9 protein-coding genes are annotated in these 16,145 nt (G+C 73.1%); 3 read left to right on the top strand and 6 right to left on the bottom strand.

Going from position 1 to position 16,145, the window contains the following annotated elements; genetic code table 11:
- Positions 1-682 precede the first annotated feature (682 nt).
- On the bottom strand, positions 683-1,240 hold the full coding sequence (locus ACZ4Z2_RS09970) for a MarR family winged helix-turn-helix transcriptional regulator (RefSeq protein ID WP_468074176.1): 558 nt from the start codon (positions 1,238-1,240) through the stop codon (positions 683-685).
- Between the two features lie 154 nt (positions 1,241-1,394).
- Here ACZ4Z2_RS09970 and ACZ4Z2_RS09965 point away from each other — a divergent pair, with 154 nt between their 5' ends.
- Positions 1,395-2,672, top strand: coding sequence for an MFS transporter (locus ACZ4Z2_RS09965; RefSeq protein WP_468074174.1), 1,278 nt, complete (start codon positions 1,395-1,397; stop codon positions 2,670-2,672).
- Positions 2,673-2,777: 105 nt separating this feature from the next.
- Here ACZ4Z2_RS09965 and ACZ4Z2_RS09960 read toward each other — a convergent pair whose 3' ends face one another.
- Both ACZ4Z2_RS09960 and ACZ4Z2_RS09955 read right to left on the bottom strand, forming a co-directional pair.
- A complete protein-coding gene (locus ACZ4Z2_RS09960; RefSeq protein WP_468074173.1) occupies positions 2,778-4,451 on the bottom strand; it encodes an ATP-binding SpoIIE family protein phosphatase in 1,674 nt (557 codons plus the stop codon).
- 267 nt (positions 4,452-4,718) lie between these two features.
- On the bottom strand, positions 4,719-6,086 hold the full coding sequence (locus ACZ4Z2_RS09955) for an NAD(P)/FAD-dependent oxidoreductase (RefSeq protein WP_468074171.1): 1,368 nt from the start codon (positions 6,084-6,086) through the stop codon (positions 4,719-4,721).
- 391 nt (positions 6,087-6,477) lie between these two features.
- Here ACZ4Z2_RS09955 and ACZ4Z2_RS09950 point away from each other — a divergent pair, with 391 nt between their 5' ends.
- Together ACZ4Z2_RS09950 and ACZ4Z2_RS09945 are read left to right on the top strand one after the other, a co-directional pair.
- Positions 6,478-7,260, top strand: a complete 783-nt coding sequence (locus ACZ4Z2_RS09950) for a TetR/AcrR family transcriptional regulator (RefSeq protein ID WP_468074169.1) — start codon at positions 6,478-6,480, stop codon at positions 7,258-7,260.
- Between the two features lie 304 nt (positions 7,261-7,564).
- Positions 7,565-9,478 (top strand): sigma-70 family RNA polymerase sigma factor, encoded by a 1,914-nt coding sequence (locus ACZ4Z2_RS09945; protein ID WP_468074167.1) that lies wholly within the window; start codon positions 7,565-7,567, stop codon positions 9,476-9,478.
- A gap of 90 nt (positions 9,479-9,568) precedes the next feature.
- Here ACZ4Z2_RS09945 and ACZ4Z2_RS09940 read toward each other — a convergent pair whose 3' ends face one another.
- The 3 genes from ACZ4Z2_RS09940 to ACZ4Z2_RS09930 all read right to left on the bottom strand — a co-directional run bounded on the left by ACZ4Z2_RS09940 (position 9,569) and on the right by ACZ4Z2_RS09930 (position 16,125).
- Positions 9,569-12,892 (bottom strand): BTAD domain-containing putative transcriptional regulator, encoded by a 3,324-nt coding sequence (locus ACZ4Z2_RS09940; protein WP_468074165.1) that lies wholly within the window; start codon positions 12,890-12,892, stop codon positions 9,569-9,571.
- A 140-nt stretch (positions 12,893-13,032) separates the two neighbouring features.
- Positions 13,033-13,803 (bottom strand): calcium-binding protein, encoded by a 771-nt coding sequence (locus ACZ4Z2_RS09935; protein WP_468074163.1) that lies wholly within the window; start codon positions 13,801-13,803, stop codon positions 13,033-13,035.
- Positions 13,804-14,031: 228 nt separating this feature from the next.
- Positions 14,032-16,125, bottom strand: a complete 2,094-nt coding sequence (locus ACZ4Z2_RS09930; RefSeq protein WP_468074161.1) for an asparagine synthase-related protein — start codon at positions 16,123-16,125, stop codon at positions 14,032-14,034.
- Positions 16,126-16,145 lie beyond the last annotated feature (20 nt).

The following is a 16,145-nucleotide window of genomic DNA, read 5'->3' as shown; positions in this document are numbered from 1 at the left end:
CTCTCCGTGAATGTTTACCCGTAATCGGGTCGACACCACGAGAGCGGAACCACCGGAGGAATGATCCGATGGTTCACAGCGTCCTCGCTGTGTTTGTTTCAAAGGAACCTCGTCCCGACCGAACCGGCCGGAGACGGGTATCAACATATCTGGCGTTGATTTTTGGCACGCTGTTGAGTTCTCAAGGAACGGACGCTTCCTTTGTACTCACCCGAGTCACTCTCGGGCTTTCCTCCGGGCGCTTCCCTTCGGTCTTGCGTTTCCGACTCTATCAGATCGTTTTCCGATCCGATTTCCTCGGTGCTTTCCAGGTTCTCGCTTTCGCGTTTCCCTTTCCGGCGGTTCCGACTCTATCAGATCCTTTCGGGCCTGATTCCCAGTCAGCGGGAGTTGCCTTCGCGGCTGTTGGGCCGTTCCGACGTCCCAAACCTTAGCGGATCTGCTCGGCAGTTCCCAATCGGGTCTGTCGAACCCAAATCGAATTGAATTCGGGCGCGCCGAATTCATCCCGGCTGGGAGATCGCACTGGTTGGTTTGTTGCCGCTTCAGCGGCGGAGGTGCTGTCGCAGAACCGTTACGGCTCCGCGGCAACCCGAAGAACTCTACGGATCCGCGGGTGGACTGTCAAGCATCCCCTCGGTGGCCCGTGGTCAAACCCCGGGTACCCCTCAAGCGCACGGCGTCAGTCGAGGTCGGTGAGCCGGCCGCCGGCGTCCGGCTGGGCGTCTTCGACGCGGCGCAGGAGCCGCGTCAGGACCTCCCCGAGCACGGTGCGTTCCAGGGGGGAGAGGTCCTGGAGGAGGTCCTCCTCGAAGACCGAGGCGAGGCGCATGGCCTCCAGCCACTTCTCCCGGCCGTCGGGGGTGAGCTCCACGATGACGCGGACTCGGTTGGTCTCGTCGCGCTCCCTGGTCACCAGGCCCTCGGCGACCATGCGGTCGATCCGGTGGGTCATGGCGGCCGGGGTGAGACCGAGCCGCTTCGCGAGATCGCTCGGGCCCAGGCGGTAGGGGGCGCCGGAGAGCACGAGGGCCTTGAGGACCTCCCACTCCGCGTTGCTGATGCCGAGGGCGGCGGTCTGGCGGCCGTAGGCGACGTTCATCCGGCGGTTGAGGCGGGAGAGCGCCGAGACGATCTTCTCGACCTGGGGGTCGAGGTCCTGGAACTCGCGCTGGTACGCGGCGATCTGCTCTTCGAGTGTCGGCTCGGCGGTGCCGTTGCTGCCCGGGGTGTCGCCCATGGCCGCAGTATGGCACGCCACCGCTTGGCATCGAAGTCCTTCGAGGTGTAGTGTTTAGCTTCTAAGTTTTAGCTTCGAAGTCTTCACCTCTAACTCCCGGTGGGGACTTCTCTTACCTAGGCAGGTGAACGTGACCAGGGGGACGGGCGCAGCGATGCGCCGGATTCAAGTGGGCAACGCGCTCGGCGCGTTCGGACTCGGCTTCACCGTCCCGTATCTGTACGTCTATGTGGCGCAGGTGCGGGAGCTCGGGGCGACGACGGCGGGGCTGGTGCTCGCGATCTTCGCCGTGGCCGCGCTCGTGGTGCTGCCGTTCGCCGGACGGGCCATAGTCAGGCGCGGCCCGCTTCCGGTGCTGCTCGCCGCCCTGGTCACCGCCGCCGTCGGGTCGATGAGTCTCGGGCTGGCCTCCGGGGCGACGACCGTGCTGGTGTCCGCTGCCGCGCTCGGGGCCGGGCAGGCCGTGATGCAGCCCGCGCTGGCGACGATGATCGTCGACTGTTCCGGTGCGGAGACGCGGTCACGGGCCTTCGCGACGCAGTTCTTCCTGCAGAACCTGGGCCTCGGTGTCGGTGGACTGATAGGCGGGCACCTCGTGGACCCGTCCCGGGCGGGGTCCTTCACCCTGCTGTTCTCCATACAGGCGGCGATGTTCCTGCTGCTCGTCGGCGTGATGGCGACCGTGCGGATGCCTCGGACGGCGATGGCGGCGATGGCGGCCAAGGGTGCGGAGGTGCCGGCGTCGGCCAAGGGGAGCTGGAAGCAGCTCCTCGGTAATCGGGCCATGGTGCAGCTGAGTGTGCTGGGGTTCGTGTTGTTCTTCGCCTGCTACGGACAGTTCGAGTCGGGGCTCAGTGCGTACGGGGTCGAGGCGGCCGGGATATCGACGTCCGCGCTCGGTACGGCGTTGGCGGCGAACACCGCGGTGATCGTCGTCGCGCAGTTCGTGGTGCTGCGGTTCGTGGAGCGGCGTCGGCGGTCGCGGGTGATCGCGGCGGTCGGGCTGATCTGGGCCGTGGCCTGGGGTGTCGCCGGGGTCGCGGGGCTCGGGCAGGTGAGTCAGACGATGGCGACGGCGGCGTTCGTGTCCACGTACGCGTTGTTCGGGCTGGGGGAGGCGATGCTGTCGCCGACGGTTGCTCCGCTGGTGGCGGATCTGGCGCCGGAGGGGATGGCGGGGCAGTACAACTCCGCGTTCGCGCTGGTGAAGCAGTTGGCGTTGGCTGTGGGGCCGGCCGTGGGTGGGCCCATGGGGGCGTCGTGGCATGTGGCGTACGTGGTGGTGTTCCTGATGTTCTCGCTGGGGATCGTGGTGCTCGCGGTTCGGTTGGGGCGGGAGCTCACGGGGGCGCAGGATCTGCCCGGGTATGGGAAGAGTCGGGTGGTTGCTCGGAGTGGGGCGGGGGTCGAGCCTGCGGTGGCCCGGGCCTGAGGGCGCGCCCAGCAGCGACGGCGTAGGCCGGGAAAGCGTGTGGCAGGTCGGGCGCGGGTGCGTCGTGGTTTCTCGCGCCGTTCCCCCGCCCCCCCGGCCCGACCCCTACGCCGTGGCCCGCGGTAGGGCGAACTCGCACCAGACCGCCTTGCCTCCGCCGGGCGTGCGGCGGCTGCCCCAGTTGGAGGCGATCGTGGCGATGATGGCGATGCCCCGGCCCGACTCGTCGCCGGGTTCGGCTCGGCGGCGGCGTGGGAGGTGGTCGTTGCCGTCGGTGACCTCGACGATCAGGCGGCGGTCGGTGCGGCGCAGCCGCAGCCGCATGGGCGGGGTGCCGTGCTGGAGGGAGTTGGCGACCAGTTCGCTGGCGGCGAGGACGCCCAGGTCATGGAGTTCGGGCGGGAAACGCCAGCTCGTGAGGACGCCGGAGGCGAAGGCTCTGGCTCGGGGGGCCGCTTCGATTCCGCCGAGGAGTTCCAGGGCGGCGTTGCGGAAGAGTTCGCCGTCGGGGCCGGTGCGGGACGGGTGCTGGAGGACGAGCACGGCGACGTCGTCGTCGTGGTCGGCGGTGACGCCGGTGGAGCGGACCAGGCGGTCGCAGATCACCTGGGGGGTTCCGGTGGCGCCGGCCAGGGCTCTTTCCAGGGCGGCGATGCCCTCGTCCAGGTCCTCGTTGCGGCGTTCCACCAGGCCGTCCGTGTAGAGGACGGCTGTGGAGCCGGGGCCCAGGGGGATGGAGCCGGACGCGTGCATCCAGCCGCCGGTGCCGAGCGGGGGGCCGATGGGTTCGTCGGCGCGCTGGACCGTGCCGTTCTCGTCGCGGACGAGGATCGGGAGGTGGCCGGCGGAGGCGTAGACCAGGCGGCCCTCGTTGGGGTCGTGGACGGCGTAGGCGCACGTGGCGATCTGGTTGGCGTCGATCTCCGTGGCGAGGCCGTCCAGGAGCTGGAGTACCTCGTGCGGGGGGAGGTCGAGGCGGGCGTAGGCGCGGACGGCGGTGCGGAGTTGGCCCATGACGGCCGCGGCGCGTACGCCTCGGCCCATGACGTCGCCGATGACCAGGGCCGTGCGGCCGCCGCCGAGGGTGATGACGTCGTACCAGTCGCCGCCGACGGCGGTTTCCGTGCCGCCGGGGTGGTAGACGGCGGCGATGCGCAGGTCGTCGGGCTCCTCCAGTTCCTGTGGGAGGAGGGAGCGCTGGAGGGTGACGGCGGTTTCGCGCTGACGGCGTTCGCTGGCGCGGAGGCGTTCGGCGGCCTCGGCGTGGTCGGTGACGTCGGCGGCGAAGATGAGGACGCCGCCCTCGCACGGCTCGGTGCCGCCGGGGACGTCGACCGGGGTGCAGGTGATCGTGTACGAGCGGCCTGAGGGGGCCTTGCGGGACTTCACCGTGCGGGGCTTGGAGCTGCGCAGGACCTGGTCGAGGAGGGGCAGCAGGCCGAGGGCGTCCAACTCGGGGAGGGCCTCGCGGGCCGGTGCGCCGAGGGGGCGTACGCCGAACGCCGCGACGTAGGCGTCGTTGACGTAGGCGGTGCGGTGGTCGGGGCCGTGGACGAGGGCGACGAGGGCCGGGATGCGGTCGAGGATCTCGCGGGTGGGGAGATCGTCGACGGCGGGCACGGGCGGGGTGTCGTCCGGTGGGTCGTCGCTCTGCCGTTCGGCGCGGGCCGCGGGCACCGCGCCCTCCCCCCGCCGGTCCGTGGTGACCGTGTGTTCGGTCCGCGCTGCGGCGCGGCGCTGCGTACCGGGGAGCCGGGCGCTCCAGCGCGTGAAGTTCACCGAATCCTTGCCTCGTGCCTCGTGGTGTTGTCTGCGGCCGGCTCCGGTTCCGGCCTGTGGTCCGGGGGTTGCCCGGTGTGCAGCGGTGGGGGCGCCTGGTGGTGCGGGCGAGTGGGTACTCGGGGGTGGTTCGTACGGGTGTGGTCGCGGCCTGCCCGGGCAGGGGGTGGCCCCGCCCGAGATCATGGATCATGTCGCGGACCAGTCTGTCCGACCGGGCCGACATCCGTCAGACGTCGGCCTGAACGATGGAGTTCCTGGATCCGGTCAGGACGACCCCTTCGGGTCCTCAGGAGCCTTTCCACCGGCAGCCAGTTCGAACTCCGCACGGGGATGTTCGAGTGATCCGAGGGAGACGATCTCTCGTTTGAAGAGGCCGGCGAGGGTCCATTCGGCGAGGACGCGGGCCTTGCGGTTGAAGGTGGGCACCCGGCTGAGGTGGTAGACGCGGTGCATGAACCAGGCGGGGTAGCCCTTCAGCTTCCGGCCGTAGACGTGCGCCACCCCCTTGTGCAGGCCCAGGGAGGCGACGGAGCCCACGTACTTGTGCGCGTACGCCTCCAGGGGCTGGCCGCGCAGTGAGCGGACGATGTTGTCGCCGAGTGTCTTGGCCTGGCGCACGGCGTGCTGGGCGTTGGGGGCGGTCTCCTTGCCCGGTTCGCTCGCGGTGATGTCGGGGACGGCGGCCGCGTCGCCGGCGGCCCACGCGTGTGAGACGCCCTCCACGGACAGCTCGGGGGTGCACTTCAGGCGCCCGCGCTCGTTCAGCGGGAGGTCGGTGGCGGCGAGGATCGGGTGCGGTTTCACACCGGCGGTCCAGACGACCGTACGGGTCGGGAAGCGGGCGCCGTCGCTGAGGACGGCGACACGGTCGGCGCACGATTCGAGGCGGGTGTGGAGGCGTACGTCGATGTTGCGGCGGCGCAGTTCGGTGACCGTGTAGCGGCCCATCTCCTCGCCGACCTCGGGGAGGATGCGGTCGGATGCCTCCACGAGGATCCACTTCATGTCCTCGGGCTTGACGTTGTGGTAGTACCGCGCGGTGTAGCGGGCCATGTCCTCCAGTTCGCCGAGCGCCTCCACGCCCGCGTAGCCGCCGCCCACGAAGACGAAGGTGAGGGCGGCGTCGCGGATCGCGGGGTCACGGGTGGAGGAGGCGATGTCCATCTGCTCGATGACGTGGTTGCGCAGGCCGATGGCCTCCTCGACGGTCTTGAAGCCGATGCCGTAGTCGGCGAGACCGGGGACGGGCAGGGTGCGCGAGATGGAGCCGGGCGCGAGGACGAGTTCGTCGTACGACACCTGCTCGGCGCTCGATCCCTCCTCCTCGGTGGCGAGGGTGGTGAGGGTCGCGACGCGCTTGGCGTGGTTGATCTCGGTGGCTTCGCCGATGACGACCTTGCACTGGTTCAGGACGCGCCGCAGCGGGACCACGACGTGCCGGGGCGAGATCGAGCCCGCGGCGGCCTCCGGAAGGAAGGGTTGATACGTCATATAAGGGTCGGGGGACACTACGACGATCTCGATGTCGCCGCTACTCAGTTCCCGCTTCAGCTGACGCTGCAGACGCAGCGCGGTGTACAGCCCGACGTAGCCGCCGCCGACGATGAGGATGCGCATCCGTTCCTTCACCATCCCATGACGCACCTCTCTCGCTGGTTTGTCCACAGCCCCGGCAATTTGTGTGACCGGTCGCCGTGGGGGCGCGGGGTTGGCCGATTCACCGGAGTGAGCGGCAGGTGCGCAGGTCAGATGGTGTGAGCCGGGTGGCAGCGGGGGGCGCAAACGGTACCTAAACCGCCCGTACTCCGATCGAGGGGCGCTCCGTGCGGAACGTGCCCCTTCTGAATTGACTCCCTCTCAACTATGTTCGTGTGTCGACGGGGTACAGGGGGGATGCGTTCAAGGGGTTCGGTCGGGTTTCAGGCTCGGAACCGTGGAGGACCACGAACGCTCGTTCCGCCGCTCCGGCTTCCGATGACGGGGAGAGTCTCCGGGGGGAGACGTCATTACCGGGGGAACACATATGCATATTCAGGACTCTCATTGGTCGTCCGCCTCCGCTCTCGCACCCAGTGGTGCGATCGGCACGGCGGGCGGCAACGGGCGCGGGGACGGGTCGCGGTCGACCCCCCTGCGCGTGGACGCACAGCGCAACCTCGAGCACGTGCTGCGCGCGGCGCGCGAGGTCTTCGGCGAGCTGGGGTACGGCGCGCCGATGGAGGACGTCGCCCGCCGTGCGCGGGTCGGCGTGGGCACGGTCTACCGGCGCTTCCCGAGCAAGGACGTCCTGGTCCGGCGCATAGCCGAGGAGGAGACGTCCCGGCTCACCGACCAGGCACGGGTGGCGCTCGGTCAGGAGGAGGACCCGTGGTCGGCGCTCTCGCGCTTCCTGCGGACATCGGTGGCCTCGGGCGCCGGGCGGCTGCTGCCGCCGCAGGTGCTGCGGGTCGGCGTCGCGGAGGACGGGACCGAGGTCGGTGCCGGCGGGATCGCCGACGAGCACCGGGTGCCGCAGCAGCGGGTCCAGCCGGGGGCCGAGTTGCGCCTGGTGTCGCCGGACGCGTCGGCGGCGGTGGGCGTTGGGCCCGCCGATGACGCCGGGGCCTCGGCACTGCTGGAGGTCGTGGGGCAGCTGGTGGAGCGGGCCCGGGCGGCGGGTGAGCTGCGGGAGGACGTGACCGTGGCCGACGTGCTGCTCGTGATCGCCACGGCGGCGCCGGCCCTGCCGGACGCGGCGCAGCAGGCCGCGGCCTCGGCACGGCTGTTGGACATCCTGCTGGAGGGGCTTCGGTCCCGGCCGGCTTGAGGGTGGGAGTAGCGCGCCACGGGCGTACGTCACGGCCGTACGTCGCGGCCGACGCGTCGTAGGTAGCGCGCCACCTCTGGGGGCGGTGTGGGGCTGTTCGCCCCCGCCGCCCCTTCCCGTTGCCGGCGCCGGGGTTGGGCTCGTGACGGGCCCCCAGGTACTCGTTCGGGTGAACCCGCGCACCGAGGACTGGGGGGACGCTCGGACGGGTGATATGCCCTTGAGGCCGGGGGCTGAACAAAAGCCAATATGGCAGGGTGCTCGGTGTTCGGGACTGTGTCGGCTGGCGGCGGGGGCTTCCGCGATGGGCGTAGACGGGCGGGACGAGTCGCTGTGGTCGGGCGGGGGGTCTCCGGGGGCGGGCCGGCGGGAGCGGTCCCAGGTGCCCGGTCAGGGGGGCTGGGGCGAGGTTCCGGCGCAGTGGGAGCGGTACGACTCGGGGGTGCTGCCACCTCCCCGGGAGCGGGACATCGCGCGGGCGCCGTCCGACGCCGACCTCATCGAGCGGATGCGGGCGGGCCAGGACACGGCGTACGAGGAGCTGTACCGGCGCCACGCCGAAGCCGTGCGCCGCTACGCGCGCACCTGCTGCCGGGACGCCCATACCGCCGACGATCTGACGGCCGAGGTGTTCGCCAGGATGCTCCAGGCCGTGCGCCGGGGCTCCGGTCCCGAACACGCCGTACGGGCCTATCTGCTCACCTCGGTACGGAGGGTCGCCGCGAGCTGGACGACCTCCGCCAGGCGGGAGCACCTGGTCGACGACTTCGCGGTGTTCGCGGCGCAGGCGGCGCGCGGCGCGCGGGTGTCGGACTCCGACACGCTCGACCTCGGCGCGGACGTCCGGGCGATGCACGAGGCCGAGCAGTCCATGGCGATGCGGGCCTTCCGGTCGCTGCCCGAGCGGTGGCAGGCCGTGCTGTGGCACACCGAGGTCGAGGACGAGTCACCGAGCGAGGTGGCGGTCCTCTTCGGGCTGGACGCCAACGGCACCCGGGTGCTGGCCAGCCGGGCCCGGGAAGGGCTCAAGCAGGCGTACCTCCAGGCCCATGTGAGCGCCTCCCTGGCCGGAAACTCGGCGGAGTGCGGGCGTTACGCGGACCGGCTCGGCGCGTACGCGCGCGGCACGCTGCGCACACGGGCCGAGCGGGGGCTGCGCAAGCACCTGGAGGAGTGCGCCGCGTGCCGGGTGGCCGCCGGGCAGATCAAGGAGGTCGCCGGCGGGATCCCGGCGGTCGTACCGCTCGCGGTCATCGGGTGGTTCGGGGCCGCGGGGTACGCCAAGGCGGCCGCGATCGTCGCCGGGGGCGCGGGCGCCGGTGCGGCCGCGGGCGCGGCGTCGGCGGCGGGCGGGGGCTCCGGCGGGGCGGGCGCCGGGGGCGGGGCCGCGGCGGAGGGGCTGGCCGCGCCGGCGAAGGCCGGTATCGCGGTGAGCGTCGCCGGAATGGTCGCCGCGGCGGTGGCACTCGCCCTCGCCGGCCATGAGGGCCGGGACGGGGAACCGCTGGCCGAGCCGCCCCCCACGCAGGCCGCCGAGACCTCTCCCGAGCCGGCCCGCCCGAAGCCTCCGGCGGAGGAACCCGCGCCCGGGGCGCCACCGGCCATGGAACCCCTGGCCAAGGCGTCCCCGGCGCCCACGCCGACGCCGAAGCCGTCCAGGGCCCCCGCGCCGCCGGCGGAGGCGTCGCCCACTCCGACCCCGACCCCGACTCCCACGCCGACCCCTCCGCCGCCGAAGCCGTCGCCCACACCTCCTCCGCCGCCCACTCCGGCGCCCGCTCCCCCGGCCGTCTACCCGTGGAGCGAGCTGCGGTACGGGCTCCTCGGCGACGGCACCGCGCCCGAGATGCGGCTCGGCGAGAGCAACTGGGTCTGGCAGCGGTACGGGGTGTCGGTCGCGGAGAAGCGGTACGCGCACGGGGTGACCGTCCACGGCCGCTCCTCCGTCACCGTCGACCTCAACCGCCGGTGCGCCTCGTACGACGCGCTCGTCGGCGTCGACGACATGACGCTCGGCCACGGCAAGGTGTACTTCTCCGTCTACGCCGACGGGGTACGGCTGTGGAAGTCGGGGCTGGTCGAGGGCGGGGACGCGGCCGTGCCGGTACGGGTGAACATCGCCGGGCACCGGACGGTACGGCTGGTCGTCGAACCGCACAGCCCTCTCGACGGGGCGACGCTGGCGGACTGGGCGGAGTCGCGGTTCAGCTGCGAGTAGGGGCGGGGTGCCCGGAAACGGCGGAGTACGGCGGGAGTCGGCAATGCCTCGTCGAGGCGCTTCGTCGGAGTGCCTCGTCAAGGCGCTTCATCAAGACGCTTTGAGGGACTCGTTCAGGTCGGCGAGGGCCGTGAGCGGGGTGTGGGTGCTGCCCTTGTCGGTCTCGGCGTCGTAGCGGGGGCCGCCGAGGGCGGTGCGGGCGGCGGTCCGGGTCCGTTCGCGTTCGTCGTGTTCCGGCAGGGCGCAGGGGTGGTCGCCGCGCCAGTGGGTCGCGGCTGCGAGGAGGCGTACGGCGCGGGCGTGGTCGCCCAGGCGGGCCAGTACGGCCGCCGCGCTGTCGGCCAGGGCCGCGACCACCGTCTCCGCGCACCGGTTGTCCACCGCGGTCCCCAGCGCCTCGGCGAGTCTGCGCAGCCCGGCCTCCGGACCGGACTCCGCGGTCGTCACCAGACCGTCGACCAGGTCCAGGAACGCCGTGAACTGCGGCGGAGGCGAACCACGACGGGTCTCCTCACGGGCCGACCGCCACAGCTCGCGGGCGTGGGCGTGATCACCGTCGTCCAGCGCCATACGGGCGCGGAGGAGACTGACGAACGCGCGGGAGTCCGGGACGCCGAAGCGGTCGGCGGCCGTCGTGGCCTCGTCCAGTGCGGCCAGGGCCGCCTCGCGGTCACCGGAGCGGTAGGCGATCTCGCCCAGGCGGGCGATCAGGAACGGTGACTCGGCGTTCGCGCCCACCTCGTACGCGAGGCGCAGCGCCTCCTCGTACTCGCCCTTCGCGTCGGTGAGACGGCCGCGGGCCATCGCGGCCTCGCCCGCCGCGCTGCGCACCTGGGCACGCATCCAGCGGTCGCCCACGCGGTCGGCTATCGCGCGGAGTTCGGCGAGGTCGTCCTCGACGCCGAGCATGGCGCCGGAGGAGTCGACGAGCATGTGGGTGCGGAGCATGAGCGTGAAGCCGAGTTCCCAGTCGCCGCCGTGGGCACGGCAGTTGGCGACCGCCTCGTCCATCATGGCGCGGATGTCGACGGTGGCGGTGCCGTCCAGCATGTAGGCGGTGAGGGGCCAGACCAGGCCGGGGAAGCGGGCGGCGGCCGGGCCGGTGTGGCCGGACAGGGCCCTGAGGCGGGCGACGTAGGCGCGGGCCCGGGGGTCGTTCGGCACGCCGATGGGGCCGGACTCCGCGACCAGGGCGAGGTGGAGGAGACGCAGGGCCATACGGGGGTGATGGCGGGGGTGCCGGGCGGGGGCCGGGTCGGCGAGGAAGGCGGTGAGGGGGTCGGCCGCCTCGGCTTCTGGGCCGGGGGTGTCCCGGGACACCGGCTTGTCGGCGGGGGCCGGCGTCTCCTGGTGTCGTGCTTGTTCGTCCAGGGTGATGCCCAGGCGGAGGATGCGGTCCACCCAGTGGGCGCCTTCCTGGCGGAAGTTGCGGAGCCACCAGAACCAGCCCATGGCGAGGGCGAGGTGGGTGGCGGTGGGTTCGTCGGCGGTGGTGAGAGCGCGGTGGAGGGCGGCCCGGATGTTGTCGAGGTCGGTCTCCAGACGGTGGATCCAGGGAAGTTGCTCGGCCGAGCGCAGACGGGGCTCGGCCTCGGCCAGGAGGCGGCCGACCCAGGTGGTGTGGCGGAGTTCGGCGGCGGTGCGTAGCGCGGGGCTCTCGGCGGCGCGCTCCGTCGCGTACTCGTGGATCGTCTCCAGCATGCGGTAGCGCATGACGCGGGTGTCGTGCTCGTACGGCGTGGCGACGACCAGCGACTTGTCGACCAGCGCGCCCAGGATGCCGGCCGCCGCCTCGCCGGCGGCGCACACCTCCTCCGCCGCCCCGAGGTCCCAGCCGCCGGCGAACACCGACACCTCGCGCAGCATCGTGCGCTCGGACTCGTCCAGCAGGTCCCAGGACCAGTCGACGACGGCCCGCAGGGTCTGCTGGCGCGGCAGGGCCGTACGGCTTCCCGAGGTGAGCAGGCGGAAGCGGTCGTCCAGGCGGTCGGCTATCTGGCGGGGCGTGAGCAGCCGCAGCCGGGCGGCGGCCAGCTCGATGGCCAGGGGGAGGCCGTCCAGACGGTGGCAGATCTCGTCCACGGCACCCGGGTCGGCCCGCAGCACGGTGTCCGCGTCGGGGCGGGCGGCAGCGGCCCGGTCCGCGAACAGCTGGTGGGCGGGGGCCGGGAGCAGGGGCTCGACCGGGCGTACGGTCTCCCCCGGTACGCCCAGGGGTTCCCGGCTGGTGGCGAGGATCGTCAGACCCGGGCAGCGGCCGAGGAGGGTCTCCGCCAGTTCCGCCGCGGCCTCGATGACGTGTTCGCAGTTGTCGAGGATCAGGAGCAGCTCGCGCTGGGCGCAGTGCTCCACCAGGAGGGCGACCGGGTCGTCCTGCGGTACCGCCGCCTCATGGGTGATCAGGGCCGTCTCACGCAGCCCGAGGGCGCTCACCACCGCGCCCGGCACCGCTTCGGGCCGGTCGAGGGGGGCGAGTTCCGCCAGCCACGCCCGGGGGTGGGCGGCAGCGGCTTCCTCGGCGAGGCGGGTCTTCCCGGAGCCGCCTGGGCCGGTGAGGGTGACGAGCCGGGTGCTGTGGAGGTCGGATCGGATGGCTTCCAGTTCGCGCTCCCGGCCCACGAAGGAGGTCAGGCGGGGGCGGAGGTTGCCGTTCGGAGGGCGCGGGGTCGAGACCGGCGGCTTCGGGGCCGGGGCCCTCCCGGGGGCGAGCAGGAGCTCGTGGAGGGCGCGCAGTTCACGGCCGGGGTCCGTGCCCAGGGTGTCCCTCAGGGTTCGGCGTACGGCCTCGTAGGCCGCCAGGGCCTCCGCCGTGCGGCCCGCCTCGTGCAGGGCCCGGATCAGGAGGGCGTGCAGGGGCTCGTCGTACGGGTGCGTCCCGGTGAGTTCCCGGAGTTCCGGTACGAGGTCGGGGGCGCGGCCGAGCCGGAGGTCCGCCTCGATCCGGGCGCGGGTCGCCTCCGCGTGGAGGGCCTCGGGGCGGGCGGCGGCGGTGCGGTCGGGGAGGTCGGCCAGGGCCGGGCCGTGCCAGAGGGCGAGGGCCTCGCGGAGGGTGGCGGCGGCGGTGGCCGGGTCGTCCTGGGCGAGGGCCGACCTGGCGTCCTTCAGCAGGTGCTCGAAGGCGACGAGGTCGACGCTGGTGGGGGCGGTGGCCAGGCGGTAGCCGCCCGACTCCGAGGTGATCGCGTCCCGGCCGAGGGTACGGCGCAGGCGGGCGACGAGGGCCTGGAGGGCGGCCGGGGCGTCCTCGGGCGGGGTGGTCGCCCAGACGTCGTCGACGAGCGTGCGGACGGGGACGGCCCGGTCGGGGCGCAGGGCGAGCGCGGTGAGGAGCGCGCGGACCCTGGGGCCGCCGAGCGGGATGGGGGTGCCCTGGTCGCTCTCGGCACGGGCCGGCCCCAGGATCGCGTAACGCACGGGGCCATTGTCGCCGGGGCGGCGGGGGGCGGAGGGGATTCTCGCCCCCACCCGCCCCGGCACAGCCCATGCCCCACCGCCGGGACACCTCACCTCCACCGGCCCCCTGCGACAGCACGTCAAGTGGGCCCGGGTCGCGGTCAGTTCACCGTCACCGTGTCGCCGTACGCCGTCGCCCCGCTCGTCGTGGACGTGGCGGCGGACCTCCAGCGCCAGGTGCCGGAGGCGCCGGCGGTGACCGTGGTCCGGAGCTTGCCGCTGGAGTCGCTGGTGACGGTCTTGACCGTGGTGTACGTGGAGGTACCGGACCTCTTGAACTGGAGGGCCACGGAGCGGCCGGCGTGGGCGGCGTAGGCGTTGGTGTTCCAGTCGGCCCGGGTCAGGGCGCCGGTGACGGTGAGCTTGGCGCCCTTGGCCACGGGCTCGGGGCCGGCCTGGGTGGTGGCGAGCTTGGCGAGGCGCTTGACCTGGATCTTGGCGCTGGTCTCCAGGTCGTAGAAGTCACTGTCCTTGGCGACGGCCTCGGCGGTGAAGCGCCAGGTGCCGGCCGAGCTGTTCCTCAGGTCGTAGTAGTCGCCGCGGTCGGGGTCGAGGCTGAACCGGAACACGCACTTCATGGTGGTGGAGGTGGGGCGCGTGCAGTCGGCGACGTACGCGTGGACGATCCGGTCGTCGGAGCTGATCAGCTTGGCGCCGAGGATGCCCTGGATGCCCGACCCGTCCTTGGCCGTGGCGGTGACATTGACGGTCTGGGCCGTGCTGACGCCCACGTTGAAGGTCTTCTTGTTGAAGGCCACCGAGGTGAAGACGGTGTCGCCCTTCGCGGTGTCCGCGTGGGCGGCGGCGGGGACGAGCAGCGCGAGCAGCACCGAGGTGCCGAGGGTGGCGGCCGTGGCCGTACGTGTACGCATGGTTCTCCAGGCACGAGAGGGACGGGTACCTCGTGTGCGACCCGCGTCGGGGGGCGCGTACGTGCACGTGAGGAGCCGGGGGTCGGACAGCTGTCCGATCGCGAGGGAGACCATCGAGGGGCCCGGTTGGTTGCACACATCCGGATCCCGGGATTCCGCCAAGCCCTCTCCGAGCCTCGGGGACCCTGCCCACGGCGTCGGCTCCCGGCCCCGGCCCCGCCGCTTCCCTTACCCCCGACGGGCCGTCGCCCCCGCGCCCAGGGCACCCCGCTGGGGGGTGATCCCGGCGGGTACCGCGCGCTGTCTGGCCGGGGTGCCCGTCCAGCACGTGCCCCGGCGGGAGAGGAGGCGGCGCAGCCAGAGTTCGAGTGAGACGAGGTCGGCGAGGCCGTCCAGCGGCAGGGGCTCGCCCGCGGCGGCGGCGCGGAGCGCCTTGCGGACCACGCGGGCCTCGACCAGGCCGGCCTGCGCGAGGAGCGGGGTGTCGAAGAGGCTGATCAGTGTGTCGGCGGCGGCGCGCAGGCCGGTGCGGGCCGCGGCGGCGGAGGTGGCGTGGGAGGGGGCTCCCCAGCCGGCCGGGAGGTCGGTGACACCGGCGCCCTCCAGGACCGTACGGAGGATGGCGGCGCGGGCGCCGGGCTGGACGCGCAGGGCCTCGGGGAGGGCCCGGCAGGCGCGGACGACCTGGTTGTCGAGGAACGGGGTGTGCAGGCGCTGGGAGCGGACCTCGGCGGCCTGTTCGAGGACGCGGAGGTCGGCGGCGTGGCGGGCCAGGGCCGCGCGGGCCCGGAAGTCGCCGGGACGCTGGCCCGGACCGACACTGGGGCGGCCCGACACAGCACCCAGGCGAATCGATACTTCTGCCAGGGCCTCGCCCGTGAGCCAGCGGGCGGCGGGCCCGGGTCTCGCCCAGGTCAGCGCGGCGAGCGAGGCTCCCACGGCGCCGCCGGGCTCCTCGAAGCGACGCCGCATCAGACGCTCGGCCAGGACCTCGACGCCCGCGCGGTACGGGGTGCGGGCCAGTTTCCTGGCGGCGCCGTACACGCGTGCCGGGACCATCACCGAGCCGTCCGCCTTGGCGAGGGCGGCGACCGGGCGGACCAGGTGGCGGCGCTTGCGGTCCATCAGCAGGTCGGCCAGGCGGGCGGGGTGGGCGTCCAGGACCTGGCGGGCGCCGTAGCCGGTGAAGTGGTCGGCGCTGCCGGAGGCGAGCCGGGCGCGGTGGCGGGCCGCCAGGACGAGGGAGGGGCCCGGCTCGTCGGTCAGCGGGCCTTCGAGGTCCGCGTACGGGAGGACCTCCTCGCCGCCGGTCACCACCACGTGGTGGAGGCGGGGGTTGGCGGCCAGGGTGCCCGCGCGTTCCAGTTCGGCCTCGCGGCCGGAGGTCGCCAGGTCGTTGAAGGTGACGGCGAGGAGGCGTTCGCCGCCGCCGGTGCCGTGGCCGAGGACCGTGCCGGGGGCGCCCGGGAGGCCGGCGGCGAGCAGGGCCAGGGTGCCCGAGGCGGGGCCGCCGGAGAGGTCGGCGCCGATGCCGGGGACCGGCATCCCCCGGGCGGCGCGGCGCTCCGCCGGGCCCATTCCGGGCACCGGGCCCGGATCGACGTCGGGCACATGGCGCGGAGCGGACAGTCGGGTGCGTACTGCTTCTACGAGAGCGTCCCTCACCGCGTCCACCGCGCTGTCCGGGTCGGCGGCGGGTGCGGCGACGGCGAGGGACGCGACGGGCTCGTAGCCGGCGATCTCACGCGCCCCGGCGCGCAGGATGAGCGCATGCCCTGGGGGAATGCGGCGCACGCCGTCGTACGGCGTGGAGTCATGGAGGGCGTCCGGTACGTCGGGGGCGGCGAGCAGGGCCGCGAGGTGCCCGAAGTCCAGGTTGGCCTCGACGAGGTCGGCCAGCGGCAGGGCGGCCGTCGCGTACGCGGTGCCGCCGGCCCAGGGCGTGTAGAAGACGGGGCGCGCGCCCGCGAGGTCACCGCAGACGGTCACCCGGCGGCCGACCTGGACGACGGCCGTGTAACTGCCGGGCCAGGCGGTGAGATGGCGCAGGGCGCCACCCCGGGCGGCGAACAGGCCCACGCGCAGCTGCTCGTCGGTGGCCCCGCAGATGCCGAGGACGGCGATCCTGGTCTGGGCGTCGGCCTGCACCACGCGCACCTCGTCGGGGCGCCAGTCGCCGACGGCCCACAACGGGTCGGGGTCGCCCCACAGGAGGTGGGAGCCGACCGGGTGCACCGCCTCGCCGTCCGGGCCGGTGGCCCCGGCGGAGCCGAGGGCGTGGGAGCCTGCGGCGGCACTGCTCCATCCCACCAACCACCGCATCGACGCCTCCACAGGCTGTG

This window comes from Streptomyces sp. NPDC030183 (assembly GCF_055573455.1).
The sequence above is the reverse complement of the archived record's forward strand: the minus strand, read 5'-3'. Positions and strand labels throughout refer to the sequence as shown.